The 25,740-nt window shown below is 69.0% G+C and carries 24 protein-coding genes, 1 tRNA gene and 1 other RNA gene; 19 read left to right on the forward strand and 7 right to left on the reverse strand.

Annotated features, from left to right (window positions below):
• The first annotated feature begins 2 nt into the window (after nucleotides 1–2).
• Together HWX58_RS01580 and HWX58_RS01585 are read left to right on the forward strand one after the other, a co-directional pair.
• Nucleotides 3–665 (forward strand): amino acid ABC transporter permease, encoded by a 663-nt coding sequence (locus HWX58_RS01580; RefSeq protein WP_175985299.1) that lies wholly within the window; start codon nucleotides 3–5, stop codon nucleotides 663–665.
• Complete coding sequence (locus HWX58_RS01585) at nucleotides 652–1,470, forward strand: amino acid ABC transporter ATP-binding protein (RefSeq protein ID WP_217702927.1); 819 nt, start codon at nucleotides 652–654, stop codon at nucleotides 1,468–1,470. Before HWX58_RS01580 ends, HWX58_RS01585 begins: the two co-directional genes overlap by 14 nt.
• Here HWX58_RS01585 and HWX58_RS01590 read toward each other — a convergent pair.
• On the reverse strand, nucleotides 1,460–2,086 hold the full coding sequence (locus HWX58_RS01590; protein WP_175985301.1) for a LysE/ArgO family amino acid transporter: 627 nt from the start codon (nucleotides 2,084–2,086) through the stop codon (nucleotides 1,460–1,462). The two genes, HWX58_RS01585 and HWX58_RS01590, sit on opposite strands and share 11 nt — an antisense overlap.
• 69 nt (nucleotides 2,087–2,155) lie before the next feature.
• On the opposite strand from HWX58_RS01590, the gene HWX58_RS01595 reads away from it, so the two are divergent.
• Nucleotides 2,156–3,055: a LysR family transcriptional regulator ArgP gene (locus tag HWX58_RS01595; protein WP_175985303.1), complete on the forward strand. Its 900-nt coding sequence runs from the start codon at nucleotides 2,156–2,158 to the stop codon at nucleotides 3,053–3,055.
• Between the two features lie 25 nt (nucleotides 3,056–3,080).
• Here the strand turns inward: HWX58_RS01595 and HWX58_RS01600 are convergent, their stop codons facing one another.
• Both HWX58_RS01600 and HWX58_RS01605 read right to left on the reverse strand, forming a co-directional pair.
• The gene (locus tag HWX58_RS01600; protein WP_175985305.1) at nucleotides 3,081–3,758 is read right to left on the reverse strand and encodes a YqaJ viral recombinase family protein; all 678 of its coding nucleotides are present in this window, start codon (nucleotides 3,756–3,758) and stop codon (nucleotides 3,081–3,083) included.
• Between the two features lie 74 nt (nucleotides 3,759–3,832).
• Complete coding sequence (locus HWX58_RS01605; protein WP_175985308.1) at nucleotides 3,833–5,197, reverse strand: glucose-6-phosphate dehydrogenase; 1,365 nt, start codon at nucleotides 5,195–5,197, stop codon at nucleotides 3,833–3,835.
• Between the two features lie 321 nt (nucleotides 5,198–5,518).
• Here HWX58_RS01605 and rplJ point away from each other — a divergent pair, with 321 nt between their 5' ends.
• The 9 genes from rplJ (at nucleotide 5,519) to HWX58_RS01650 (ending at nucleotide 14,067) form a co-directional block, all read left to right on the forward strand.
• On the forward strand, nucleotides 5,519–6,007 hold the full coding sequence (gene rplJ / locus HWX58_RS01610; RefSeq protein WP_175985310.1) for a 50S ribosomal protein L10: 489 nt from the start codon (nucleotides 5,519–5,521) through the stop codon (nucleotides 6,005–6,007).
• 49 nt (nucleotides 6,008–6,056) lie between these two features.
• Nucleotides 6,057–6,440, forward strand: coding sequence for a 50S ribosomal protein L7/L12 (rplL, locus tag HWX58_RS01615; RefSeq protein ID WP_175985313.1), 384 nt, complete (start codon nucleotides 6,057–6,059; stop codon nucleotides 6,438–6,440).
• A 195-nt stretch (nucleotides 6,441–6,635) separates the two neighbouring features.
• Nucleotides 6,636–7,964, forward strand: coding sequence for an ABC transporter substrate-binding protein (locus tag HWX58_RS01620; protein WP_175985316.1), 1,329 nt, complete (start codon nucleotides 6,636–6,638; stop codon nucleotides 7,962–7,964).
• Nucleotides 7,965–8,062: 98 nt separating this feature from the next.
• A complete protein-coding gene (locus tag HWX58_RS01625; RefSeq protein WP_175985319.1) occupies nucleotides 8,063–9,418 on the forward strand; it encodes a carbohydrate ABC transporter permease in 1,356 nt (451 codons plus the stop codon).
• The gene (locus tag HWX58_RS01630) at nucleotides 9,418–10,386 is read left to right on the forward strand and encodes a carbohydrate ABC transporter permease (RefSeq protein WP_175985321.1); all 969 of its coding nucleotides are present in this window, start codon (nucleotides 9,418–9,420) and stop codon (nucleotides 10,384–10,386) included. The genes HWX58_RS01625 and HWX58_RS01630 overlap by 1 nt, the downstream gene beginning before the upstream one ends.
• A 41-nt stretch (nucleotides 10,387–10,427) precedes the next feature.
• Nucleotides 10,428–11,816: a cystathionine beta-synthase gene (locus HWX58_RS01635; RefSeq protein ID WP_175985324.1), complete on the forward strand. Its 1,389-nt coding sequence runs from the start codon at nucleotides 10,428–10,430 to the stop codon at nucleotides 11,814–11,816.
• 52 nt (nucleotides 11,817–11,868) lie between these two features.
• Nucleotides 11,869–13,023 carry a cystathionine gamma-synthase gene (locus tag HWX58_RS01640; protein WP_175985326.1) on the forward strand — a complete coding sequence of 385 codons (1,155 nt, stop codon included), beginning with the start codon at nucleotides 11,869–11,871 and terminating at the stop codon, nucleotides 13,021–13,023.
• A 43-nt stretch (nucleotides 13,024–13,066) separates the two neighbouring features.
• Nucleotides 13,067–13,708, forward strand: a complete 642-nt coding sequence (locus HWX58_RS01645) for a phosphatase PAP2 family protein (protein ID WP_175985328.1) — start codon at nucleotides 13,067–13,069, stop codon at nucleotides 13,706–13,708.
• Nucleotides 13,705–14,067, forward strand: coding sequence for a GNAT family N-acetyltransferase (locus HWX58_RS01650; RefSeq protein ID WP_175984914.1), 363 nt, complete (start codon nucleotides 13,705–13,707; stop codon nucleotides 14,065–14,067). The genes HWX58_RS01645 and HWX58_RS01650 overlap by 4 nt, the downstream gene beginning before the upstream one ends.
• Before the next feature lie 42 nt (nucleotides 14,068–14,109).
• Here HWX58_RS01650 and HWX58_RS01655 read toward each other — a convergent pair.
• Nucleotides 14,110–14,197 (reverse strand) — tRNA-Ser (locus HWX58_RS01655).
• Between the two features lie 87 nt (nucleotides 14,198–14,284).
• Here HWX58_RS01655 and HWX58_RS01660 point away from each other — a divergent pair.
• Nucleotides 14,285–15,511, forward strand: a complete 1,227-nt coding sequence (locus HWX58_RS01660; protein ID WP_175985331.1) for an LCP family protein — start codon at nucleotides 14,285–14,287, stop codon at nucleotides 15,509–15,511.
• Between the two features lie 41 nt (nucleotides 15,512–15,552).
• Nucleotides 15,553–16,452, forward strand: coding sequence for an oxygen-dependent tRNA uridine(34) hydroxylase TrhO (gene trhO / locus HWX58_RS01665; RefSeq protein WP_175985333.1), 900 nt, complete (start codon nucleotides 15,553–15,555; stop codon nucleotides 16,450–16,452).
• Between the two features lie 3 nt (nucleotides 16,453–16,455).
• On the opposite strand, the gene HWX58_RS01670 is transcribed toward trhO, so the two are convergent.
• Genes HWX58_RS01670 through HWX58_RS01680 form a run of 3 tightly spaced genes read right to left on the reverse strand, consistent with a single transcriptional unit; the run spans nucleotide 16,456 to nucleotide 20,843 of the window.
• Complete coding sequence (locus HWX58_RS01670) at nucleotides 16,456–18,660, reverse strand: transglutaminase TgpA family protein (RefSeq protein WP_175985336.1); 2,205 nt, start codon at nucleotides 18,658–18,660, stop codon at nucleotides 16,456–16,458.
• On the reverse strand, nucleotides 18,647–19,843 hold the full coding sequence (locus tag HWX58_RS01675; protein ID WP_175985338.1) for a DUF58 domain-containing protein: 1,197 nt from the start codon (nucleotides 19,841–19,843) through the stop codon (nucleotides 18,647–18,649). The genes HWX58_RS01670 and HWX58_RS01675 overlap by 14 nt, the downstream gene beginning before the upstream one ends.
• 4 nt (nucleotides 19,844–19,847) lie before the next feature.
• Nucleotides 19,848–20,843 (reverse strand): AAA family ATPase, encoded by a 996-nt coding sequence (locus HWX58_RS01680; protein WP_175985340.1) that lies wholly within the window; start codon nucleotides 20,841–20,843, stop codon nucleotides 19,848–19,850.
• A 103-nt stretch (nucleotides 20,844–20,946) separates the two neighbouring features.
• Between HWX58_RS01680 and ffs the strand changes: the two genes are divergently transcribed.
• From ffs to HWX58_RS01705, 5 genes are all read left to right on the forward strand, one after another.
• Nucleotides 20,947–21,043: signal recognition particle sRNA small type (gene ffs / locus HWX58_RS01685), an RNA gene on the forward strand.
• Between the two features lie 51 nt (nucleotides 21,044–21,094).
• Entirely contained in the window at nucleotides 21,095–21,694 is a 600-nt protein-coding gene (locus tag HWX58_RS01690) for a rhomboid family intramembrane serine protease (RefSeq protein ID WP_250646039.1), read from the forward strand.
• Entirely contained in the window at nucleotides 21,691–22,290 is a 600-nt protein-coding gene (locus HWX58_RS01695) for a hypothetical protein (protein WP_175985342.1), read from the forward strand. The genes HWX58_RS01690 and HWX58_RS01695 overlap by 4 nt, the downstream gene beginning before the upstream one ends.
• Before the next feature lie 113 nt (nucleotides 22,291–22,403).
• Nucleotides 22,404–24,506 carry a phosphate acetyltransferase gene (pta, locus tag HWX58_RS01700; RefSeq protein WP_175985343.1) on the forward strand — a complete coding sequence of 701 codons (2,103 nt, stop codon included), beginning with the start codon at nucleotides 22,404–22,406 and terminating at the stop codon, nucleotides 24,504–24,506.
• Nucleotides 24,503–25,726 carry an acetate/propionate family kinase gene (locus HWX58_RS01705; RefSeq protein WP_175985344.1) on the forward strand — a complete coding sequence of 408 codons (1,224 nt, stop codon included), beginning with the start codon at nucleotides 24,503–24,505 and terminating at the stop codon, nucleotides 25,724–25,726. Before pta ends, HWX58_RS01705 begins: the two co-directional genes overlap by 4 nt.
• Nucleotides 25,727–25,740: the final 14 nt, after the last annotated feature.

Consider the following 25,740-nt stretch of genomic DNA (forward strand, 5'->3'; position numbering starts at 1 on the left):
TCATGGACCTGTGGGATGTGTTCCTCAGCTCGTTGGGGCCCATCGCCCTCGCCGGGCTCGTGAGCACGATCCCGCTTGCACTGATCTCGTTCGCGATCGGTCTCGCCCTCGCGCTCGGTACCGCACTCATGCGGATCTCCGAGCACCGCATCCTCTCGCTGATCGCGCGGGTGTACATCTCGGTCATCCGCGGCACGCCTCTGCTGGTGCAGTTGTTCGTCATCTTCTACGGGCTCCCGTCCATCGGCGTGGTCGTCGATCCCTGGCCGAGCGCCGTCATCGCCCTGTCGCTGAACGTCGGCGGCTACGGCGCTGAGGTGATTCGCGCGGCGATCCTGTCTGTCCCGAAGGGGCAGTGGGAGGCCGCGTACACGGTCGGGATGGGGCGGACGCGCACGCTGACGCGCGTCATCCTGCCGCAGGCGGCTCGGGTGTCCGTGCCTCCGTTGTCGAACACCTTCATCTCGCTCGTGAAGGACACCTCGCTCACCTCGCTCATCCTCGTGACCGAGCTCTTCCGCGTCGCCCAGCAGATCGCCGCGTTCAACTACAAGTTCATGGTCGTGTACCTGACCGCAGCGCTCGTGTACTGGGTGTTCTGCCTGGTCCTCTCGGCCGGGCAGAACCTGCTCGAGAGGAGGCTCGATCGCCATGTCGCCGTCTGAGAGCGCAGCTCTTCCGAGCCGCGCAGGCAGCCCGCTGCTCACAGCCCGTGGTCTGCACAAGAGCTTCGGCTCGAACGAGGTCCTGAAAGGTCTCGACCTGACCGTGCACCGCGGCGAGGTCGTCGTGCTGATCGGTCCGAGCGGTTCCGGCAAGACCACGGTGCTCCGCTCGCTGAACGGGCTCGAGACGCCGGATGCCGGCATCCTCACCGTCGAAGGGGGACCGGAGATCGACTTCGCCGCCCGACCGGGCAAGGCCACGCGCTTCGCGCTGCGCGACCGTTCGGCGATGGTGTTCCAGCACCACAATCTCTTCCCGCACTTCACCGTGCTGCAGAACGTCATCGAGGGGCCGTGGCGCGTTCAGGGGCGCCCGAAGGACGAGGCGATCGCGGACGCGCGGATGCTCCTGGCCCGCGTCGGCCTCGCCGACAAGGAGACCGCCTACCCGCACGAGCTCTCCGGCGGTCAGCAGCAGCGCGTCGGCATCGTCCGGGCCCTTGCGCTGCGCCCCGACCTGCTGCTGTTCGACGAGCCCACCAGCGCCCTCGATCCCGAGCTCGTCGGTGAGGTGCTCCTCGTCATCAAGGAGCTCGCCGACGAGGGCTGGACCATGGTGGTCGTCACCCATGAGCTCGCGTTCGCCCGTGAGGCCGCGGATCACGTGCTGTTCCTGGACGGCGGCATCGTGCTCGAGGAGGGGCCGCCGGAGCAGCTGTTCACGGCTCCGCGGCACGAGCGCACCCGACGCTTCCTCGCGAGGATCCTGCGCCCGCTCGACGGCGGCGACGACCTCAGCCGCTGACCGCCTGCACGACGAGGCTCACGGCGATCGCGATCATGATGACGGCGATCGCACCGTCAAGGATGCGCCACGCGCGCGGGGTGTCGAGCCAGCGGCCGAGATGGCGGGCGCCGTACCCGAGGGCTGTGAACCAGAGGATGCTCGCGCACACGGCTCCCGCGGCGAAGACCCACCGCGCGTCGCCGTGCGTCGCTGCGATCGAACCGAGCATCAGGACGGTGTCCAGATACACGTGCGGGTTGAGCCAGGTCAGGGCGAGCACCGTGAGCGCGACCGGTGCGAGGCGGACGTCCGGCTGCGGCCGGGAACCGGCTTCCGTGTGCAGGCCAGCATCGGAGCCGCGCAGTGCGCGCCGGGCGGCGAGCAGCCCGTACGCGAGCAGGAAGGCGGCGCCCAGCCACTGCGCGACCACGACGAGCCACGGCATCCGTTCGATGACGAATCCGAGGCCCGCGACGCCCGCGACGATCAGCACCGCGTCGGAGAGTGCGCAAATGATCACGACGGCGAGGACGTGCTCCCGCCGGATGCCCTGGCGAAGCACATAGGCGTTCTGCGCCCCGATGGCGATGATGAGGGAGAGGCCGAGGCCGAGACCGGAGAAGAACGCGAGCACCCTTCCACGCTAGAAGACGCTGTGCATAAGCACCAGCGAACGATTCTCACCTTCCATTAGCATGACTTCATGGCGTCGATCGCTCCGGAACTCGCATCCACGGTGGCCGCGATCGTCGACGGCGGCAGCCTCGAAGCGGCTGCGCGGGCGCTCAGCATCACTCCGTCGGCGGTCAGCCAGCGGTTGAAATCCCTCGAGCAGCAGCTCGGCCGGGTGCTCGTCGTCCGAGGGCGCCCGGCGACGGCCACGCCCTCGGGCGAGGCGGTCGTCCGCATGGCCCGGCAGATCGCGCTCCTCGAGCACGAGACGCTCGCCGGACTCGGGCTCGACGCCGCGGACGGGCGGGCGAGCGTGCCGTTGGCCGTCAACGCCGACTCCATGGCGACGTGGTTCCTCGCGCCGCTCGCGCGGCTGAGCGAGACCCACGACATTGACTTCGACCTGCACAGAGACGACCAGAACTTCACCGCTCGACTGCTCGAATCCGGCGAGGTCATGGCGGCCGTCACCGCGGAGTCGACCCCGGTGACCGGTTGCTCCGTCGCGCCGCTGGGCATCCTCGTGTACGAGGCGGTCGCGACGCCGGCGTTCGTCCGACGCTGGTTCGCCGACGGCGTCAGCGATGACGCGCTGCGCCGGGCGCCGTTCGTCGACTTCGATCGCCGGGACGCGCTGCAGCAGCAGTGGCTCGCTGCGCGCGGCATCGAGGCTGAGGGCGTGCCACGGCACTACGTACCGGCATCGCACGACTTCGCCGCGGCGGTCGCCCTGGGACTGGGTTGGGGGATGCTGCCCGGCCCGCAGCTCGCCGACGCGCTGGCATCGGGGGCCGTCGTTCCGCTCGGGGGTGAACCGATCCGGGTGCCGCTGCACTGGCAGCAGTGGAACCTCCGCTCCGCACTGCTCGACGCCGTCGCCGCCGAGGTCGCCGCAGAGGCCGGGGCCGTGCTCGAGCCCTACCGGCACTGATCGCGGGCGGTCCGGTCGGGGCGGGTCAGTCGGCCAGGGCGAGGGCGCGGAAGACGTCGCGCTCGCGAAGGGCCTCGCGACGGGACGGCGTCTCGGGATGCGCGGTCGGCGGCCGGTTGCCCGTCGTCCGGTGGTAGAGCTCGTCGATCAGGCGGGTCGCGAGGCCGACGAGCTGGTCGATCTCGCGCTCGTCGCGGTCGATCCACACACAGCGCGGCTCGTCGTCCACCGGGCGGAAGTCGTCGTGCTCCTCCCAGACGAACAGCGTCCGGTCGGCGCCCAGAACGTGCTGCTGCCACCACACCTGGCGCAGGTACGTGCGCGGGATCGTGCGCCAGTTCTTGTTGGTCGTCTTGATCTCGGCGAGCAGGATGCGCCCGCCGGCATCCTGGACGATGCCGTCCGGAGTGGCGAGATGACGGTGCTCGACCTCGGCGCGGAAGAGCGCGGATGACGGGCGGATGCCGTGCGTCGCGGCCACCCATGCGGCGATCTCCGGCTCGCGCCGACGTCCGTGGTCGGTGTAGGCGTTGCCGCCGAAACGGGCTCCGCCGCCGAGCTTGGCGTCTGCCGCGCGGATGATCGACTTCTCACCGGAGAGCCCGGCGACATCCGTCGCGGTGATGCCGCGTGCTCGCGCCCGGAGCCAGGCGACCCTGTCGCGGGAGTCCGCGACGATTCGAGCCTGAAGTTCCGGGGTCACCTCTCGAGGCTACCTCCCGCCGCGGACCTCCGAGGCTCTGCCGCGCCGGGTGGCAGGCATGCGAGGCGGTCCCGTCAGCCCACGTAGGGCCAGTGCGGCGGTCCGGTCGACCCCGCCGCGTACTCCTCGAGCGGCACCTCGTCAGCGCGCCAGGCATCCAGGATCGGCTGCACGATCCGCCAGCACTGCTCGGCTGCGTCCCCGCGCACGGACAGCATCGGGTCGGCGTCGAGGATGCCGGAGAGCACTTCGGCGTAGGCGAGCAGCTGCCCGGCGCCGAGGTCGGCCGACAGCGTCACCCGCTCCAGCACGAGCGGGTCGTCCGCGCCGTTGAGGTTGAGTTCCAGCGACACCCGGTCCGGTCCCAGTGAGAGCCGCAGCACGGCACCTTCGGCGGAACCGCGCAGCCCCTCCGGTACGTGCCGCACGGCGCGGAAGCGCACGACGATCTCGCGGGCCGGGTCGCCGATCGCCTTGCCGGAGCGCAGTGTGAACGGTACGCCGGCCCAGCGGGCATTGCGCACTTCGAAGGTCGCCTGGGCGAGCGTCTCCGTGCCGCGCTGCGGATCGACATCCGTCTCGTCCACGTACGACGGCTTGTCGGAGCCGTCGACGCTTCCTGCCGTGTACCGCGCTCGCCACGATGACGTCGTCGGATCGTCGTCCCACACACGGGTCGCACGCAGGACGGCCGAGGTCGCCTCCCGGAAGTCGGCTTCGCCGATCGTGGCCGGCTGCTCCATCGCGACGACCGCGAGCACCTGCAGCAGGTGGCTCTGGATCATGTCGACGAGCGCGCCGGCTCCGTCGTAGTACCCCGCTCGTCCCTCGAGACCGAGCTTCTCGTCGTACACGATGCCGACCGATTCGATGCTATCGGCCGACCACAGCGGTTGGAGAAGGCGGTTCGCGAAGCGCGCGCCCAGCAGGTTCAGCGTGGTCGACTTGCCCAGGAAGTGGTCGACGCGGAACACCTGCGTCTCGGGGACCAGCGCTTCCAGACGCTCGTTCAGCGCTCGGGCGCTGGCCTCATCCGTGCCGAACGGCTTCTCGAGGGCGAGCATGGCGCCCTCCGGGAGCATGTCGGCGGTCATCGCCTCGCAGGCGCGCGCGGCGATCGCCGGCGGGACGGCGAAGTAGAGGGCGACCTGACCGTCCAACCCCTTCAGCAGCCGCTTGAGATCGGCGGCCTTCGTGATGTCGGCCCGGTGGTACTCGACCTCGACGCGGTCCAGGGCGGACTCGGCATCCACCGTCGCGAACGATGCGCGCACCACTTCGGCGAGCCGATCCGTCGTCCATTCCTCGATGCCGGCGCCGATCACGCGGACCGTCCGGTCCTGCTCCGTGACGAGCAGCTGGCCGAGAGCGGGGAGGAGCAGTCGCGAGGCGAGATCGCCCGTGGCTCCGAAGACGACGAGGGTTGTCGCAGCATCCATGCGCCCACGCTAACCCGAGGTCGTGCGCCGCGGCCAGGGTTTGCGCGTCAAATGAGGGCAGACGCGCACCGAGCGGATTTGGGAAGCCGGGTGCGGTGAGGTACAGTTGTCCTAACCGAAGACCGCTGGTCATCGGCGTGCGCGCAAGCGCAGGCCGATTGAAGCACTGCACTGCAGGGGCCCGCGCAGGGACATGATCGTTTCTCCAGGTATCTGGATTCCACGCTCCGTCGCTTGCGCCGGAGCGTTTCTGTTTGCATGCGGCGGTTCAGGTCGGTGCCCCACGCACGTGCGGCATCTCGTACCCACCAAGGAGTGACCATGGCGCAGAAGGATGCATCGGTTGCCGAGCTCACGAAGTCATTCGAGAACTCGAACGCCGTCCTGCTGACCGAGTACCGCGGTCTGACGGTTGCCCAGCTCAAGGAGCTGCGCAACAGCATCCGTCAGGACGCTGAGTACGCCGTGGTGAAGAACACGCTGACCAAGATCGCGGCCAACAAGGCTGGGATCTCCGCGCTGGACGACGACCTCAAGGGTCCGTCGGCCGTCGCGTTCGTGCACGGCGACTTCGTCGCCACCGCGAAGGCTCTTCGTGATTTCGCCAAGGCCAACCCGCTTCTCGTGATCAAGGGCGGCGTGTTCGAGGGCAATGCCCTCACCGCCGACGAGGTCAACAAGTACGCCTCGCTCGAGAGCCGTGAGGTTCTGCTGGCGAAGGCTGCGGGCATGATGAAGGCGACGATGGGCAAGGCTGCCGCGACCATCGACGCGCTTCGCGAAAAGCTGGAGACCGCACAGGCCGCGTGAGCGACCCGCGATCTCGTTCCACAAACCCCACCAATCTAGGAGATACATCATGGCGAAGCTCACCACTGAGCAGCTGCTCGAGCAGTTTGCAGACCTGACCCTCGTCGAGCTCAGCGAGTTCGTGAAGGCGTTCGAGGAGAAGTTCGACGTCACCGCTGCTGCCCCCGTCGCCGTTGCCGGCGCCGGCGCCGCAGGCGGCGACGCCGCTGCCGAGGAGGAGAAGGACTCGTTCGACGTCATCCTCGAGGCTGCCGGCGACAAGAAGATCCAGGTCATCAAGGCTGTCCGCGAGCTCACCTCGCTCGGCCTCGGCGAGGCCAAGGCCGTCGTCGACGGTGCTCCCAAGGCCGTCCTCGAGGGCGCCAACAAGGAGACCGCTGACAAGGCGAAGGAGGCCCTGGAGGCCGCCGGCGCCACGGTTACCCTCAAGTAATCGCGTTTTCGCGCAGCACGAAGGCCCCGGGGCATGCCCCGGGGCCTTCGTCGTCCCAGCACTCGGGTTCAGATGGTTGCGTTGTCGTGACCTTCCAATGGTTGTGGGAGCGCTCTCGGGGGAATAGGTTGGCAGCAGGTGGTCATCGCTGACCCCAGCGCAGGAAGATCTCCTGCGTCACTCTAGGAGGCACTCATGAGTCAGTCCAAGCGGCGCGTCCTGCTCGCGTCCCTTGCAATTCCGACGGTTCTGGGGCTCACGCTCGTTGGCTGCGCCGAGGGCGGGTCCGGCGACGGCGGCGGTGACGCCACGAACAAGACCGTCCGCATCTCCGGAGGCATCACGGGAACAGAGGCCGACGACCTCAACGCGTCGTTCGACAAGTTCACCGAGGATACCGGCATCAAGGTGCAGTACACCGGTGACAAGAGCTTCGAGGGCAACATCGTCACCAAGGTGACCGGTGGCGACGCGCCCGACATCGCCATCGTCCCCCAGCCCGGCCTGCTCAAGACTCTCGTCGACACCGGCAAGGTGCTGGCGGCACCCGAGGCAGTCGAGTCCGCCGTCGACGAGAACTGGTCCGCGGACTGGAAGAACTACGGCACGTTCGACGACACGTTCTACGCAGCGCCGATGCTCGCCAACCTCAAGGGCTACGTCTGGTACTCGCCGACGAAGTTCGCGGAGTGGGGTGTGGAGGTTCCGGAGACCTGGGACGACATGATCGCTCTCACCGACACCATCAAGGAGAAGTCCGGCGAAGCGCCGTGGTGCGCCGGATTCGCCTCCGGCGATGCCTCCGGGTGGCCGGGAACCGACTGGATCGAGGACCTCGTCCTGCGCCAGTCCGGCCCCGACGTGTACGACGACTGGGTGGCCGGCGACGTGAAGTTCACCGACCCCGAGATCGCCGACGCCTTCGAGGCCGTCGGCTCCATCCTGAAGAACCCGGACTACGTCAACGCGGGCTTCGGCGACGTCAAGAGCATCAACTCCACCGCGTTCGCCGATGTCGCGGCCAAGGTCGCCGACGGCACCTGTGCTCTGACGCACCAGGCATCGTTCCTGTCGGCGAACTTCCTCGACGTGAAGAACGCCGATGGAGAGACGCCGACCGTTGCTCCCGACGGCGATGTCTACGCGTTCATCATGCCCGGTGAGACGGCAGGGGAACTGCAGGTCGAGGGCGGCGGCGAGTTCGTCGCCGGCTTCTCGGACGATGAGGCGACCCAGAAGGTGCTGGAGTTCATGGCGTCTCCCGAGTTCGCTGATGCCCGTGTCGAGCTCGGCGGTGTGATCTCGGCCAACAAGAACGCCGACGCGAGCCTGGCATCGAGCGAGTTCCTGCAGGAGGCCATGGCGATCATGCAGGATGACTCGACGGTCTTCCGCTTCGACGCATCCGACCTCATGCCGTCCACGGTCGGCTCTGGCTCGTTCTGGAAGGGCATGGTCGACTGGATCGACGGCAAGGACACCACCCAGGTGCTCTCCGACATCCAGGCTGGTTACGAGAACTAGCAGTGCCTATTCTCGAGATGTGACGGTTCGCGGGACCGGGCTTCCAGCTCGGTCCCGCGAACCGCTCGAGCCCAGAGCCGTACTCATAAGGAGTGTCCATGTCGCACACTGCCGCCGACGAGGCGCCTGTCGCGGAAACGCACGCGACGAACGAGGTGTCCGCGAGACTGCACGGCACCGACGCTCGGGGGCGCAGGATCACGCGCGTCGTCGTGATAGCAGCGTTCGTCCTCATCGCAGCACTGGTCTTCCTCCTGCTCATCAGCCAGCCGGTTGAGGACCCGCAGCGCATCACGATCGGCTTCTCGCTCAACAGTCTGTTCGTCTGGATGGGCGGGCTGCATCCGCTGGTGCAGATCCCCGTCGTTCTCGTGCTGTTCGGCGTCGCCGTGGCGGTCCTGCTCGTGCTCATCGAGTACGCACCCCGGCCCGGCCGCGGCTATTTCGTCATGCGCCTGGTCGCCTGCCTGGCCATTCCCGCACTGGCGTTCCTGCTACTGCGCCCGTACTCCAACGCCGTGCTGTACGTCGTCGCGATCGCGCTGCTCGCCGGTGGCCTGCTGTTCTTCGCCGACTACCGCTCCCGTCAGGGAGCCGGGTACCTTTTCCAGCTGATCCTGTTCATGGCGCCGGCCACGATCATGCTGCTGATCGGGCTCATCTACCCGGCGATCTCGACGTTCGTCAAATCGTTCTTCGACAAGAGCGGCGCGAACTTCGTCGGCCTCGACAACTACTTCTGGGTGTTCACCAACCCCACCGGAACGGCGTCGGTCATCAACACACTCATCTGGGCGCTGCTGGCCCCGACTATCGCTGTAGGCATCGGCCTGGCCTACGCGGTGTTCATCGACCGGGCGCGCGGCGAGAAACTGCTGAAGGTGCTCGTGTTCATGCCCGTCGCGATCTCGTTCGTCGGCGCCGGCATCATCTGGAAGTTCATGTACGACTACCGCCAGGGCGACCAGCTGGGCCTGCTCAACGCGATCGTGACGATGTTCGGAGGCGATCCTGTCAACTGGCTTGCCGTGAAGCCGATCATCAACACGCTCATGCTGCTCGTGGTGTTCATCTGGACCCAGACCGGGTTCGCCATGGTGATCCTGTCCGCGGCCATCAAGGCCGTGCCGGCGGAGCAGATGGAGGCGGCCGAACTCGACGGCACGAACGCCTGGCAGCGGTTCACGAACGTCACGGTCCCCGGCATCCGCTCCTCGCTGATCGTCGTACTCACCACGATCACGATCGCATCCTTGAAGGTGTACGACATCGTCGCCGTGATGACCGGCGGCCGTGACGACACAACCGTCCTCGGCTTCGAGATGGTGAACCAGCAGCAGCGCTTCCAGAGCTACGGGCACTCCTCGGCGCTCGCCGTCGTGCTGTTCATCTTCGTGCTGCCGCTGATCATCTACAACGCCCGATCCATGCGCAAGCAGAGGGAGATCCGCTGATGAGTGCCACGCAAGCCGTCGTCACGGATACGCGCACCAAGCGGCAGGTCGCACGCGACACGCGCCGCAACGAGGCGATCGCGCACAAGAAGCTCACCTCGAAGGGCGCCACCCTCGCCGCCGCGATCATCGCGATCTTCTGGACGATTCCTACCTTCGGACTCCTGGTCACCTCGTTCCGACCCGGCGCCGACACGCAGTCGACCGGATGGTGGACAGTCTTCACCGACCCGGAGTTCACCTTCGAGAACTACATCGAGGCGCTGAATGCCGGAGGCACGTCGACGACGCTGGCATCCGCATTCGTGAACTCGCTCGCGATCACGATCCCGGCAACGGTCTTCCCGATCGTCATGGCCGCGCTCGCGGCCTACGCCTTCGCGTGGATCGATTTCAAGGGACGGAGCATGCTCTTCGTCTTCGTGTTCGCCCTGCAGATCGTGCCGCTGCAGATGGCGCTGGTCCCGCTGCTCAGCCTGTTCTCGGACGGACTCACCGTCGGCGATGTGATGATCTTCCCCGGGTTCGGGCTGAACGATGTCAGCTACAGCTTCGCGCGGGTGTGGATCGCGCATGCCATCTTCGCGCTGCCGTTGGCGACATTCATGCTGCACAACTTCATCGCCGAGATCCCCGGCGAGATCGTCGAAGCCGCTCGTGTGGACGGCGCCGGCCACGGACAGGTGTTCTTCCGGATCGTCCTGCCGCTGGCCATGCCCGCCATCGCATCCTTCGGCATCTTCCAGTTCCTGTGGGTGTGGAACGACCTGCTCGTGGCGACGATCTTCGCCTCGCCGGGTGCCCTGCCCATCACCCAGGCGCTGAACTCGTTGTCGGGGACATGGGGGAACAGGTGGTTCCTGCAGTCGGCGGGAACATTCATCTCGATCATCGTGCCGCTGATCGTGTTCTTCGCCCTGCAGCGCTTCTTCGTACGCGGTCTGATGGCTGGCGCGACGAAGGGGTAACAGGAGCCCGCACCGGCACGTCGCCGTCTACGCTGGGGCACATGCAGTACGCCGAGCACATCGCCGACCTCGTCGGCAACACCCCTCTCGTGAAGCTGCAGCACGTCACAGAGGGTGTGGAGTGCACGGTGCTGGTCAAGCTCGAGTACCTCAACCCCGGCGGATCCGCCAAGGACCGCATCGCGCGACGCATCATCGATGCGGCCGAGGAGTCCGGCGACCTGAAGCCCGGCGGCACGATCGTCGAGCCGACCAGCGGCAACACCGGCGTGGGCCTTGCTCTGGTCGCCCAGCAGCGCGGTTACAAGTGCGTGTTCGTCCTACCCGACAAGGTGGGCGAGGACAAGATCGACGTGCTGCGGGCGTACGGCGCAGAGATCGTCATGACGCCGACGTCGGTGCCCGCCGACAGCCCCGAATCGTACTACAGCGTCAGCGATCGGCTCGCGGCGGAGATCCCCGGCGCGTTCAAGCCGAACCAGTACGAGAACCCGAACGGGCCCCGGAGCCACTACGAGACGACCGGACCCGAGATCTGGCGCGACACCGACGGCCGCATCACCCACTTCGTCGCGGGCGTCGGGACGGGCGGCACGATCACCGGAACGGGGCGCTATCTGCGCGACGTGTCGGACGACCGGGTGCGCATCGTCGGCGTCGATCCCGAGGGAAGCGTGTACTCAGGCGGCACCGGGCGCCCGTACCTCGTCGAAGGCGTGGGCGAGGACATCTGGCCCGGGGCATACGACGCGACGGTTCCGCACGAGATCGTCGCGGTGGACGACGCCGAGTCGTTCGCGATGACGCGCCGGCTCGCGCGCGAGGAGGGGATCCTCGTCGGCGGATCCAGCGGCATGGCCGTCGCCGGCGCGCTGCGGGTGGCCAAGGACCTCCCCGCGGATGCGGTCATGGTCGTGCTGCTGCCGGACGGCGGCCGCGGGTATCTGTCGAAGATCTTCAACGACTCGTGGATGCGCTCGTACGGCTTCGCCGACGTCTCCGAGGGCGAGACTGTCTCCGAGGTCCTCGAGATGCGTCGGTCGGCGCGGCAGTCCCAGGGCGTCGGCGGTATCCCCGATCTGGTTCACGTGCACCCCAGCGAGACCGTGCACGACGCGATCGCCACGATGACCGAGTTCGCCGTCTCGCAGCTGGTCGTGCTCAGTGCCGAACCGCCCGTGATGATGGGCGAGGTCGTCGGCACGGTCGACGAGCGCGGCCTTCTGGACCTGCTGTTCCGCGGTGACGCGAAGCCCACCGACGCGGTGGGCGCGCACGTCGGTTCGCCGCTGCCCCTCATCGGCATCCACGCGACCGTCGAGCAGGCGCGGACCGCGCTGGCCGAAGCGGACGCGCTGCTGGTGACCGTCGACGGGCGCCCGCACACCGTGCTCACCCGGCAGGACCTCGTCGGCTACCTCGCGCGCTGACGCGAACCGTAACGCAGCAGCCGGGATCCGGGGCCGGACGTAGGCTGAAGGCATGTCCGATCACGCCTTCGCCACCCGCGCCATCCATGCCGGTCAGGAACCCGACCCGGTCACCGGAGCGATCATCCCGCCCATCTACCAGTCGTCCACGCACGTGCAGGATGGCATCGGCGGATTCCGCGGCGGCTACGAGTACAACCGGGCGGGAAACCCCACGCGCACCTCGCTCGAGACACAGCTCGCAGCGCTCGAGGGCGGCGTCAGGGCGCTGTCGTTCTCCTCGGGCCTCGCGGCCGAGGACGCGCTGCTGCGGGGCATCCTGCGCCCCGGCGACCACGTCGTGCTCGGCAACGACGTCTACGGCGGAACGTACCGCTTGCTGACCAAGGTGCACGCGGCATGGGGCATCGACTCGACGATCGTCGAGCTCGGCGATGCCGACGCCCTGCGCGGAGCGCTGCGCCCCGAGACGAAGATCGTCTGGATCGAGACGCCCAGCAACCCGCTGCTGAAGGTCGTCGACATCGCGAAGACGGTCGAGATCGCCCACGCCGCTGGCGTCCTCGTCGTCGTCGACAACACGTTCGCGTCGCCGGCCCTGCAGAACCCGCTCGCCCTCGGCGCGGACTTCGTCGTGCACTCGACCACGAAGTATCTCGGCGGGCACTCCGACGTTCTCGGCGGGGCGGTGATCTTCGGCGACGACCGGTTCGTCGATCCGGTGAAGTTCCAGCAGTTCGCCGTGGGCGCCGTCTCCGCGCCGCTCGACGGCTGGCTGACGACCCGCGGCATCAAGACCCTCGCCGTGCGCATGCGTCAGCACAGCGCCAACGCGCAGGCCATCGCCGAATGGGCGGCGGCTCGGCCGGAGTTCGAGACCGTGTACTACCCGGGTCTCGCCTCCCACCCCGGTCACGAGATCGCCGCGTCGCAGATGAGCGGTTTCGGCGGGATGCTCTCTCTCGCACTGGCTGCAGGGCCGCAGGCCGCTCGTGCCTTCGCCGAGTCGACCGAGCTGTTCCAGCTCGCGGAGTCGCTCGGCGGCGTCGAGTCGCTGATCGGCTACCCGCCGGACATGACGCACGCGTCCGTGCGGGGCACGGAGCTCGCCGTCCCCGAGAACGTCGTGCGTCTGTCGGTCGGGATCGAGGACATCGCGGATCTGATCGCCGATCTCGAGCAGGGTCTCGATCGCCCCACACGCTGAGCGGCGTCCCCCGCGTGCGCCCGGTATCGGGCACAATGGCGGGATGATGCGTCCGGTTCTGCTGTGGTGGGGGAGCGGCGCGCTCCTCGTCGCTATCGTGCTCGGGGTCGTGGTGACCTGGGGCGGCGTCGGAGCCACGGCCGTGGATGTGGCGTGGAACACGCTGATGGGTCAGATCCGCACCCCGGTCCTCCTCGACATCGCGCACGCGCTCGACCGCATCGGCGGAGGGTGGGTCGCGACGTACCTGATCCCGCTCGTGGTCATCGCGGCTCTGCTGCTCGCTCGACGATGGCGGGCCGCCGTGTTCGCCGCAGCGACGATGCTGATCAGTGTGGCTGTGGTGCAACTGCTCAAGAGCGTGTTCGGGCGCGCCCGGCCCGAGGACATGCTTGTCCTGTCGGACTACGGTTCATTCCCGAGCGGGCATACGGCGAACGCCGCGACGCTCGCGACGCTCGCCGTCGTGTTGTTCCCGCGGTTGTGGGTGCTCATCGTCGCCGTCATGTGGGCGCTCGCGATGGCACTTTCGCGCACCCTCGTCTCCGTGCACTGGCTCAGCGATACGCTCGGCGGAATGCTGGTGGGTGCCGGCGTCGTGCTGCTGCTGGGCGGATTCGCGCTGACGTGGGCGCGCTCGCGCGGACGCGAGCCCGACCTGCCGGGGCGGGAGCCGCCGCGGTGACGATCCTCCGCCCCTATCGTTCCGAGGACCGCGAGGAGGAGCGGATCACCGAACTCGCTTACGTGCGCGGAGTCGGGCCGGAGCCGTACGCCGCCGAGTATCCCGCGCACCTGCACATCGATCTGCTGCCGGAGGCGCCGGGGCAGGGGGCGGGGCGCCGCCTCATCCAGACGCTGTTCACCGAACTGCGTCGCCGCGGCGTGCCGGGCCTGCACCTGGGCATGGACCCGGCGAACACCTCAGCCGCGGCGTTCTATGAGCGTCTCGGGATGCAGCGACTGCCTGGCGCGGACGGTTCGCTGGTCTACGGCATCCGGCTCGCTGCGCTCGTACCGACCCGAATCCGCAGCACTGGATAAATGAATGAAGGGCCCCCGCTGCGCGGACGCCCTTCATTCATCTGGCGGTGACGGCGGGATTCGAACCCGCGGTTGCTTGCACAACACACGCTTTCCAAGCGTGCTCCTTCGGCCGCTCGGACACGTCACCAGGGAACAACCTGAACAGTCTAGCCGATCGCGTCGGGCACCCGTGACGCTCCCAGGCTCGCGCGGGACGCCCGGATAGGCTGACCGCATGATTCGGCAGTCGCCTCGACGCACGGTCCCCCGCCACGGACTGCAGAAGCCATCCCGGGGGCGGCGGCTGCTCAAGGCGCTCGGCATCGGCCTCGCCGTCGTGCTCGTCGCGGCGATCGGCGTGACCGCGTGGCTGTACATCGACCTCAGCGGCACCTTCGGCGAGGACGCCGTCGAGCTGCAGGGCGAACAGCCCCCGGCGTTCTCGGAGTTCGAGGGCAGCGCGAACATCCTCGTCGCCGGCACCGACAACTGCGAACCCGAGTACGCGGCCCAGTTCGGCGACCGCTGCACCGACGCCGAAGACGGTGTCCGCAGCGACGTGCTCATGGTCGTCCACATCTCCGAGCCCCCGCGCCGGGTCACGGTCGTGAGCTTCCCCCGCGACCTGCTCGTGGACATCCCCTCCTGCACGGACGCGAACGGCAACGAGACGTACGAGGCGTACGGGCAGATGATCAACTCGGCGTTCGGCACCGGAGGCCTGGCCTGCTCGGTGGCGACGGTCGAGAACCTCACCGGGCTCGACATCGGGTACGCGGCATCCATCAACTGGGGTGGTGTGATCGATGTCACCAACGAGATCGGCGGCGTCGAGGTGTGCCTGGCGAGGGCCATGAAGGATGCCGATTCCGGCATCGACCTGCCCGCAGGCACCCACGAGCTCAAGGGTGCCGAGGCTCTCGCGTTCCTGCGCGCCCGCAAATCGACCACCGACGGCAGCGACACCGCGCGCATCGGCAACCAGCAGCTGTACATGTCGAGCCTCGTTCGCAAGATCACCAGCGAGCAGGTGCTCAGCGACCCGGCGCTGCTTCTGCGCCTCGCCAGGACGATCCTCTCGGCCGTCGACCCCAGCACGAGCCTGACCAGCCCGGTCACACTGGCACAGATGGGGCTCGCGCTGAAGGACATCCCGATCAGCGACTACGTGTTCGTGCAGTACCCCGCGACGACCTCCGTCGTCGACGCCAACCGGCTCGACCCGCTCCCTGACGCCGCTGCAGCCCTCTTCGATGCGCTCGAGAGGAACGAGCCGCTGGCGCTCGCCGACGAGGGCGGCGAGACTCCGGACCCCGAGACGCCGGCCCCGGAGGCGCCCGAGACGGGCACGCCCGCGCCCACGGCTTCCGCGACGCCGGACCAGGAGCCCGTCACCCTGCCGGGGGAGGTGACCGGCACCACCGGCGACACCGAGGGATGCGCAACCGGCCGCGTGTACTGAGCTCGAAGCGGGTCCCGAGCCGCGCCGCCTACAATCTCCAGGTGAGCACACCCAAGATCGTCCTGTTCTACGTCTTCGCGCCCCTCGCCGACCCCGATGCGATCCGGGTGTGGCAGCGCGACGTCGGCGAGATGCTCGGACTCCGGGGCCGCGTGCTCATCTCGCAGCACGGCATCAATGGAACGCTCGGCGGCGACCTCCGTGCGTTGAAGAAATGGGCGCGCTCGTTCCGCTCCTACGGCCCGTTCAAGACCGTGGATCTCAAGTGGGGCGAGGGGACCGGGCTCGACGCCGACGGTCTCAGCGTGGACTTCCCGAAGCTCAGCGTGAAGGTGCGCGACGAGATCGTCTCGTTCGGGGCGCCGGACGAGCTCCGTGTCGACGAGCACGGCGTCGTCGGAGGCGGCATCCACCTCTCGCCCGAGAGCCTCCACGACCTCGTCGAGTCGCGCCATGACGTCGTCTTCTTCGATGGTCGCAACGCGCTCGAGGCCGAGATCGGCCGGTTCCGCGGCGCGGTCGTCCCCGACGTCGAGACGACCCGCGACTTCGTGCGGCTGCTCGACTCGGGCGCGTACGACGACCTCAAGGGCAAGCCGGTGGTCACGTACTGCACGGGTGGCATCCGCTGCGAGGTGCTCTCGAGCCTCATGGTCTCGCGCGGGTTCGGCGAGGTGTACCAGCTCGACGGCGGGATCGTCCGCTATGGCGAGGAGTACGGGGACGACGGCCTGTGGGAGGGGTCGCTGTACGTGTTCGACAAGCGCGGCTCGGTCGACTTCAGCGATCACGCGGCCGTCGTCGGGGTGTGCGCCGGGTGCGGAGCTGCGACCAAGCGCACCGCGAACTGCCCGGATGCGTCGTGCCGGAGGCAGTTCGTCGTGTGCGAGCAGTGCGATGCGGTGCCGTGCGCGCAGCACGGTGCCGTTTCGACTCGCTGACGCTCAGCGATCCCGCCTGACGACGAGCGAGCGGGGGAGCAGGCGCGCGGTGACACGGTCGCGCGTGTCGACGCTCCGCCGGAGCTGCGCCGTCACCCGGCGAACAGTCCGTGAGAGATCGCCGGTCGCGGTCGCGACCCTGGCGTAGCTCGACCGCTCCACGGCGTCCACGAGCACGTCGACCGCCGCCGGATCGGCACCGCGCTCGACGAGCGTCGCGCCGCGCATGCGCGGAGTGTCGGCATCCGACACCGAGACGCCCAGGTCGACGAGCGTCGCGCGCACTTCCTGCCATGCCGCCGCCGCGTCGCCGTGTCGGGCGCGTCCGGAGCGCGCGGCGCCGACGCCGAGACGCACGAGCATGGGCACGAGCAGCAGGAACAGGATGCCGGCGCCGACGAGGACGACAGGCCCCGGGTCCACCCGCTGCAACGAGTCGCCACCCGGCGTCTGCGACGCCCCCGGGTCCTGCTCGGCGCGCGGAGCGGTCGACGGTTCGCTCGACGGAGTCGCCGACGGCTCCGGCAGCGTCGGGTCGGACACCGAGCCGCCCCCCGTGTTCGCGGGGAGGAAGCCGGTCGGGTTGCCGAGCGACGCGGTCGGCTCGAACGGCACCCAGCCGATGCCGGCGAAGTGCACCTCGGGCCAAGCGTGCAGCTGATCGCTGCTGACCGCGTAGATCGTCTCGTCGCCGCGCTTCTCATCCGTCATCGATCCGGGCAGGTAACCGACGACGATCCGCACCTGCATGTCGAGGGCCTCGGCCATGAGGGCGAACGCCCCGGAGAAATGGATGCAGTAGCCCGAGCGGACCTGGAGGAACTCCTCGACGGCATCCGTGCCCGTCCCGTCGAAGTCGCCGTCGACAGGGGCGTCGAGCGAGTACGTGAACTCGGAGCGGAACCAGCTCTGCATCGCGATGAGCCGGTCGTAGTCGTTGGTGGCGCCGGCGGTCACCTCGCTCGCCGTATCGGCGATGAAGGCGGGAACCTCGATGTCCGCCGGTGTCGCCCCGGCGGCCTGGATCTGCTCGAGCGTGGGGGCGACGACCTCGGAGGTGACGGTGTAGTCCTCGTCGGCGGCATCCCTGATCGCCGAGGTCACGGTGCGGTTGTCGGGCATGATCTGCCATCCGGATGCCACGCCGACGATCTTCGTGGCCGCATACGGAACGGGCAGCCAGGAGCCGGAGATCCCGGTGACGCGGATCGACGTGCGGCTCTGCACCGTCTCGATCTGCTCGGTCCAGTCGGGGTCGCCGAATCCGTCGGTCACAGCCTGCACGTCGCCGTCGTCGGACGACCAGGTCGAGCCGTCGAACTCCGACAGGGTGGCGATCCGCAGATAGGGGGCGGATGCCGCGCTCGTGGCCAGCGTCATCACCGTGAAGGGCGTGGGGCGGCGCAGGTCCTCACCGAGGCGCAACGACGGATCGAGCTGGGTGCTCGTGCCGACCCCCACCCAGGTCGACGAGATCGGGAGCACCGGGGTGACGACGAGTGCGGCGGCGATCGCCGCAGCGCCCGTTGTGACGGCGAGACCGACGGATGCGCGTCGTGGGCGCCGCCCGTCGTGGCGGACGCTGTGCCGCAGGAGGAACAGCGAGATGACCGCGAGCATGACGAACCAGGGCACGTTCGCGTCGCCGAGCGCGACGATCATCGGGATCGCGCCGATCGCGGTGATCAGGATGATCGCAGGCAGGGCGTAACGCGCCGAGATGAGCTGATCGAGCAGGATCGCGGCGAGGGCGAAGCCGACGGCGAGCATGGTGCGCAGACCCGGGGTGTCGGCCAGCGGCGCGGTGCCGAAACGGACCTCGTCGAGCGCCTGGACGGCGAGCCGCCCGAATGCGGAGGCGGTCGTGCCGGTGGGGATGATGCCGAGCAGTGCGCCCTGCGGCACCAGCAGCAGCGTGAGCGCGCCCGTGCCGACGACCAGCTGCGCGAGGAACGGCAGTGCGCCGTCGGCGAATCGGCCGCCGCGGATCAACCGGACGACCATGCCCGTCGCGACGATCACGACGATCACCGTCACGCTCAGGATCGACCAGGGCCCGGCGACGACGACGGAGGTGTACGGCCACAGGAGCACGACCGCGGCGCAGACGGACAGAACGGCGGCGGCGAGCGTGCGGTCGCGGGGGCGCATCCGTCGCTCGTAGTCGACCGCCGGGCGACCGGCCGCGCGGGGCTCAGCGCGGAACATGCCCACCCCCGGGTGCCACGTGGCCGGCGATGGCGTGATCCCACGCGGCGGACACGTCGTCGAGCTCGCCGGTGTACCAGCCGGTGGCAGCGGCGGCTTCCAGTGCGCCGGGCAGGGGCTCGGCGGCGAGGAGGATCGGGGTCCCCGCGCCGCCGTGGCGCCGCAGCGCGGCATCCTCTTCGTCGATCCGGCCGGTGATCATCCCGGGCGGGCCGGGAGGGGCCCCGTCGAGCAGCGAGACGAGGTCGCGCGTCTCGCCCTGCGGTGTCACCATCGCGAGGGCGACGAGGAGGGAATCCCGATCGTCCTCATGGCCGCGCAGTGTTCCCAGCGTGCTCCCCGCGGAGTCCCGCACATCGACGCTGTACCCCTCCTGCACCAGGTGCAGGGCGGTCGAGGCGCAGGCGGACACGGCCGCTTCGAAGCCGGGGTCGACCTCATCCGAGTGCGGGCCCCAGCGCCGGCTGGCGCGGTCGAGGACGACGATCGCGTCGGGGCTGGACTCCTCCTCTTCCTGACGCACCATGAGGTCGCCACGATGGGCGGTGGCGCGCCAGTGGATGCGCCGCATGGAGTCGCCGGAGACGTAGAGCCGCGGAGACAGGTTGTCGCTGCCCTGGCCGAGCCGTGCGGATGCCGTGTGCGCGGTACCCCCCGCGGCGCCGGTGTCTCCGGTCAGCGGTGCGAGCGGGACGACCTCGGGGACGACGGTCACTGTTCCGGTGTCGCCGAAGTCCTGCAGGCGCTGTGCGAAGCCGAACGGGTCGATCGTGCGCAGCGACAGCGGGCCGACGGCCCAGACGCCGCGTCGCACTCCGGTCATCGTGTAGCGGATGCTCGTGCCGTTGTCGGTGGGGAAGTCTCCCTCCGCGTCGCCGGTGACGGCATCCGGCAGTTCGTCGCGCCAGGTGCCGAAGGGCACCCGCAGCGCGCGCAGATCGAACCGCACGGCGACCTGCGACGTCTCGCCGACCGTGAGGAGGTCGGTCGAGATGCGCCGGGTCACCGAGCCGCCCCGCCGCGGCACGTGCACGACGAGGATCCCGAGGATGAGGAGCGCGAACAGCAGCACGGCGACGTACAGCAGGACGGGCGCCGCCAGCAGGTTCGCGGCGATCGCCAGCAGGACGCCCGTCAGCAGTGTGGCGAGGCCGCGCACGGTCAGGGGTCTGCGCGATCGCATGTCGTCAGGCTCGGGCGATCAGCGGCACGCGCACGCGATCCACGATCTGGCGCAGCGCCGCCTCGACCGGTTGCGCGCCCGACCGGTGCACGCCGCGGGCCGGGAGCAGGCGGTGCGCGAAGACCGGGATGATGAGGGCGGTGAGGTCGTCGGGGATGACGAAGTCGCGTCCGTCCAGCGCCGCCCACACCTTCGCCGCGCGCACGAGCTGCAGCGTCGCCCGCGGGCTCGCGCCCAGGTGCAGGCTCGGGTCGTTGCGGGTCGCCTGGGCGAGGGCGACGGCGTACTCCTCGACGGCGGGGGAGACATGCACGGAGCGCGCCCATCCGATCATGCGGGTGATGGTCTCGGCATCCGCCACGGGTCGGATCGAGGAGAGCGGGTTCACGCTGTCGCGCTGGCGGAGCATGAGGGCTTCCGCGGCGGCATCCGGGTATCCCATCGAGATGCGCATCATGAACCGGTCGCGCTGCGCCTCGGGCAGGGCGTAGGTGCCCTCCATCTCGAGGGGGTTCTGGGTGGCGACGACGAGGAACGGATCGGGGAGCATGTGCGTGCGTCCGTCGACGGTGACCTGGCCCTCCTCCATCGCCTCCAGGAGCGCCGACTGCGTCTTAGGCGAGGACCGATTGATCTCGTCGGCCAGCACGATCTGGGCGAACACGGCGCCGGGCTTGAACTCGAACTCGCGGTCGACGGGGTTGTAGACGCTCACGCCTGTCACGTCGCCCGGCAGGAGGTCGGGGGTGAACTGGATGCGGCGGACCGTGGCGTCCACGCTCGCGGCCAGTGCACGCGCCAGCATCGTCTTGCCGACGCCGGGCACGTCCTCGATGAGCAGGTGCCCTTCGGCGAGCAGGCACACGAGCGCGCTGCGCACGGCGTCCTCCTTGCCGTCGATCACCTCGCTGATGGATGCCAGGATCGCCGACGTGTGCGTCGCGAACTGCTCGGCGGTGATCGGGCGCTCTGCGCCGTCGAACGGGTCGGGATCGTCCATGCGCTGCCTTTCGCCCGCCGTCGGGTTTCCCTCCGATCGTATCCCGGCCAGGGGCAAGAGGCTCGGCGGTTCTTCGGGCTCGGCCTGAGCAGGTAGACTGGCATGCGGCTCTCCGCGTGGCAGCATCCAGGCCAATTCCCCCAGGACGGAAACGTAGCAAGGGTAACCGGGCTCTGCTGGGTGCGCGGAGGGTCTTTTCTTCTGCCAGGATGCCGTTCGCGCCCCACAGGTTCACCTGGGAGAATCCTCGTGTGAGCACTCCCGTCGACTCCCGCTCCAGCGCCGTCTCGCGGTTCGCGTCGCCGGCGCTGCTGGTGGCGCTGATGTGGGCGATCCAGTTCGCCGATGCGATCCTGCCCGGCTCGTTCACGGGCTTCGGGCTGCGCTCGTGGGACACGGGAAGCCTGCCCGGACTGGTGCTGGGGCCGCTGCTGCACGCGAGCTGGCCGCATCTGATCGGCAACACGCTCCCGCTTCTCGTGCTGGGATGCCTCGTGGCCGTGGAGGGCGCAGCACGGTTCTGGCTCGTCACCGCGCTCGTCGCGCTCGTCGGCGGGGCCGGTACGTGGCTCGTCAACGCGCCGGGCACGCTCACGGTGGGCGCGAGCGTCCTCGTGTTCGGGTACTTCGCGTACGTCGTCGTCCGGGCGGTCTCACCGCGGCCGATCGCGCACCGGCTCGCCTACGCGCTCGTCGCGCTGGTCGTCATCGTCCTCTACGGCGGGTCGATGCTGGCCGGCATCCTCGGCGCAGGGCCCGGGGTGTCGTGGCAGGCGCACCTGTTCGGTGCTGTCGGCGGTGGACTCACCGCTCTCGCCGGCAGCGCTCGCGACGGAGCACGGCGGGCGTGAACGTCAGGACGAAGCGTCGGCGTCGCGCGCGCCGATGGGGATGGCTCCCCGGCGTCCTCATCGGCGCGGCGACGCTCATCGCACTGCTCGTCGTCCTCGTGCCGCTGGCGGCTTCCCGTGATCCGCTCGCGCTGTGCGCGACCGAACCCTCGACATTCCCCGATTCCGGTGCCGGGTGGGACCGGGAGCAGCTCGAGAACGCCGCGATCATCGTCGCAACCGCACGCGATCGCGGATTTGAACGCGACGGTCAGATCCTCGGCGTCATGGCGGCGATCGGCGAGAGCAGCCTGCGCAACATCGACTACGGCGACTGGGAGACCTCCGGAGTCACCAACCCGGACGGCTCGCGGACCAGCAGCATCGGCCTTTTCCAGCAGCAGGACTGGTGGGGGAGCGTCGGGGAGCGCATGGATCCGGCGACCGCCGCCGGCCTGTTCTACGCGCGCCTCGGCCGCCTTGCCGGATGGCAGGAGCTCGAGCCGACGATCGCGATCCACCGGGTGCAGATCAACGCCGACCCGCAGCACTACGCTCCGTTCCAGGAGCGTGCCGCCGAACTGGTGGATGCGCTGTCTGGACCCTGTCCCGGGTGAGCGCGTCGCAGCTCTCAGATGGCCGTGCGGGATGCTCTCCGTCGGGTGCGAGCTTCGACAACCGACGAAACTCATCCCGCATCGTTCGGAGGATGAGGATCTAAGCTGGATGCGTGGCGCGGAGCATCTACATCACATCAGCCGAAGGCCATTCCGGAAAATCCACGATCGCTCTGGGCGTTCTGGATGCTTTGATGCGCGTCTCACCGCGCGTCGGCGTGTTCCGGCCCATCACCCGCTCCACGGATGAACGCGACGATGTGCTCGAGGTCATGCTCGCCCACGACGGCGTGAATCTCGACTACGAGGACTGCGTCGGCGTCACCTATGACGACGTGCGCGAGGATGCCGATGCGGCGCTCGCCACGATCGTCGACCGCTTCAAGGCCGTCGAATCGCTCTGCGACGCCGTCGTCATCCTCGGCAGCGACTACACGGACGTCGCCAGCCCCGCCGAGCTCGGCTACAACGCGCGCATCGCCGCGAACCTCGCGGCCCCGGTGCTGCTCGTGCTCTCCGGACGCGACCAGCAGAAGCGCGCCGAGCAGCTCGGAACGACGACCCCCCGCACGCCCGCCCAGATCGGGCAGATCGCCGCCCTCGCGGTCGCCGAACTCGCCGCCGAGCGCGCGGAGCTGTTCGCCGTGATCGTCAACCGCGCAGACCCCGACAACCTGCAGCAGACGATCGACGCCGTGCACACCGAGCAAACGCCCGTGTGGGCGGTGCCGGAGGACCGCGCCCTGGTCGCCCCCTCCATGCGCGACATCGTCCACGCCGTCGACGGGCGTCTGATCAAGGGCGACGGCGACCTGCTCGACCGCGAGGCGTACGACGTCGTCATCTCAGGCATGTCGATGGTGAATGTGCTGCCCCGCATCACCGAGCGCGCCGTGCTCGTGATCGCCGCCGACCGCACCGAAGTGCTGTTAGCGGCGCTGCTCGCCTCGGCATCCGGCACGTTCCCCGAAATCGCCGGCATCGTCCTCAACGGCCCGTTCGAGCTGCCGGAGCCCATTGTGACTCTCTTGGACGGCTTCGAGGTGAACCTGCCGATCGTCGCGACCGACCTCGGAACGTTCGACACCGCCGCCAGGATCATGGGCACGCGCGGACGGATCGCGGCATCCGACCGCCGTTACGAGTCCGCCCTCGCCCTGTTCCAGAACCACGTCGACATCAACGAGCTCACGATCGCGATGGGGCTTGCGGAGTCTACTGTCGTCACCCCGCTCATGTTCCAGTACGGGCTCATCGAGCGCGCCCGCGCCGACCGCAAGCGCATCGTGCTGCCCGAGGGCGACGACGATCGCATCCTGCGCGCGGCCGCGACCCTGCTGGCCCGCGATGTCGCCGATCTGACCATCCTCGGTGACGAGGGCGAGATCAGAGCCCGCGCGACGGCGCTCGGCATCGACCTGTCGCGGGCGCAGATCCTCAGCCCGACTGATCCCGAGCACGTCGAACGATTCGCCGAGGAGTACGCGCGGTTGCGCGCGCACAAGGGCGTCACCCTGAGCCAGGCCGCGGACACCGTCACCGACGTGTCGTACTTCGGCACGATGATGGTGCACCTGGGGCTCGCCGACGGCATGGTGTCGGGGGCCGCGCACACCACGGCGCACACCATCCGACCCTCGTTCGAGATCATCAAGACGAAGCCCGGCGTCGACGTCGTCTCGAGCGTGTTCTTCATGGCGCTCGCCGACCGCGTGCTCGTCTACGGCGACTGCGCCGTCATCCCCGACCCCACCAGCGCCGAGCTCGCCGACATCGCCATCTCGTCGGCGCAGACGGCCCGGCAGTTCGGCATCGAGCCGCGTATCGCGATGCTGTCGTACTCGACGGGGGAGTCCGGCTCCGGCGCGGACGTCGACAAGGTCCGCGCGGCGACCGCCCTCGTGCGAGAACGCGCTCCCGAGCTGCTCGTGGAAGGTCCGATCCAGTACGACGCAGCCGCGGATGCCGCCGTCGCGAGGGCCAAACTGCCGCACTCGGCGGTCGCGGGACGTGCGACGGTGTTCATCTTCCCCGACCTCAACACCGGCAACAACACGTACAAGGCCGTGCAGCGCTCGGCGGGAGCCGTCGCCATCGGGCCGGTGCTGCAGGGGCTGAACAAGCCGATCAACGACCTGTCGCGCGGCGCTCTCGTCGATGACATCGTGAACACGGTCGCGATCACCGCGATCCAGGCGCAGGGAGGTGACGCGTGAGCGTCGTGCTCGTGATCAACAGCGGCTCGTCGTCGCTGAAGTACAGCCTCATGGACATGGAGCGCGAAGTTCCGCTCGGCGAAGGGCTGATCGAGCGCATCGGTCAGGACACCGGCGAGATCTCGCACACGGTGCGCCGGGTGGCGGATGCCGGCGAGCCTGCTCCGACGACGCTGGATGCCACGCACCGCAGCCGACGGCCCATCGCTGACCACGACGAAGCCGTGCAAGTGATGCTCGACCAGTTCTCGGAGCACGGACCGCAGTTGGCGGAGTATCCGCCAGCGGCCGTCGGCCACCGCGTCGTCCACGGCGGGGCGCGCTTCTTCGCGCCGACGCTCATCGACAATCTCGTCGAGATCAACATCGAAGACCTCTCGGTGCTCGCGCCGCTCCACAACCCCGGCGCGGTCGCCGGCATCCGCGCCGGTCGGCGATCGTTCCCCGGGGTCCCGCACGTCGCGGTCTTCGACACGGCGTTCCACCAGAGCCTCCCGACCGCCGCTTACACCTACGCGATCGACCGTGCGGTCGCCGAACGGCACCGCATCCGTCGATACGGATTTCACGGCACCAGCCACAAGTTCGTCTCCGAGCAGGCGGCCGCGTTCGTCGGGAAGCCGCTGGACCAGCTGAAGCAGATCGTCTTCCACCTCGGCAACGGCGCCTCGGTCACCGCGATCGACGGCGGCCGATCGGTGGAGACCTCGATGGGCATGACGCCCCTCGAAGGACTCGTCATGGGCACCCGCTCCGGCGACATCGACCCCGCCGTCGTGCTGCACCTCGGACGCGTCGCCCAGCTGGAGAGCCGTGAGATCGACGAACTGCTGAACAAGCGCAGCGGCATGCTCGGGCTCGCCGGACGCATCGACATGCGCGACATCCTCGCCGGCGTCGAGGCGGGCGAAGAGGCGGCGACCCTCGCGTTCGACGTTTACACCCACCGCCTCCGAGCGTATGCCGGCGCGTACATCGCCCAGCTCGGCGGCGTCGACGTGATCTCGTTCACAGCCGGCGTCGGAGAGAACGCGGCCAGAGTCCGCGCCGAAGCGCTCGCGACCCTCGGATTCCTCGGCATCGAGATCGACCACGACCGCAACGAGCGGCGGCAGCCCGGCATCCGCCGCATCTCCACGGATGCTTCGAAGGCCGACGTCCTCGTCGTGCCGACGGACGAGGAGCTCGAGATCGCCCGCCAGGCGCTGAGTCTGACATGATCTCTGTGCGTCCG

It is taken from the genome of Microbacterium tenebrionis (genome assembly GCF_903645325.1).
Lineage (GTDB): Bacteria > Actinomycetota > Actinomycetes > Actinomycetales > Microbacteriaceae > Microbacterium > Microbacterium tenebrionis.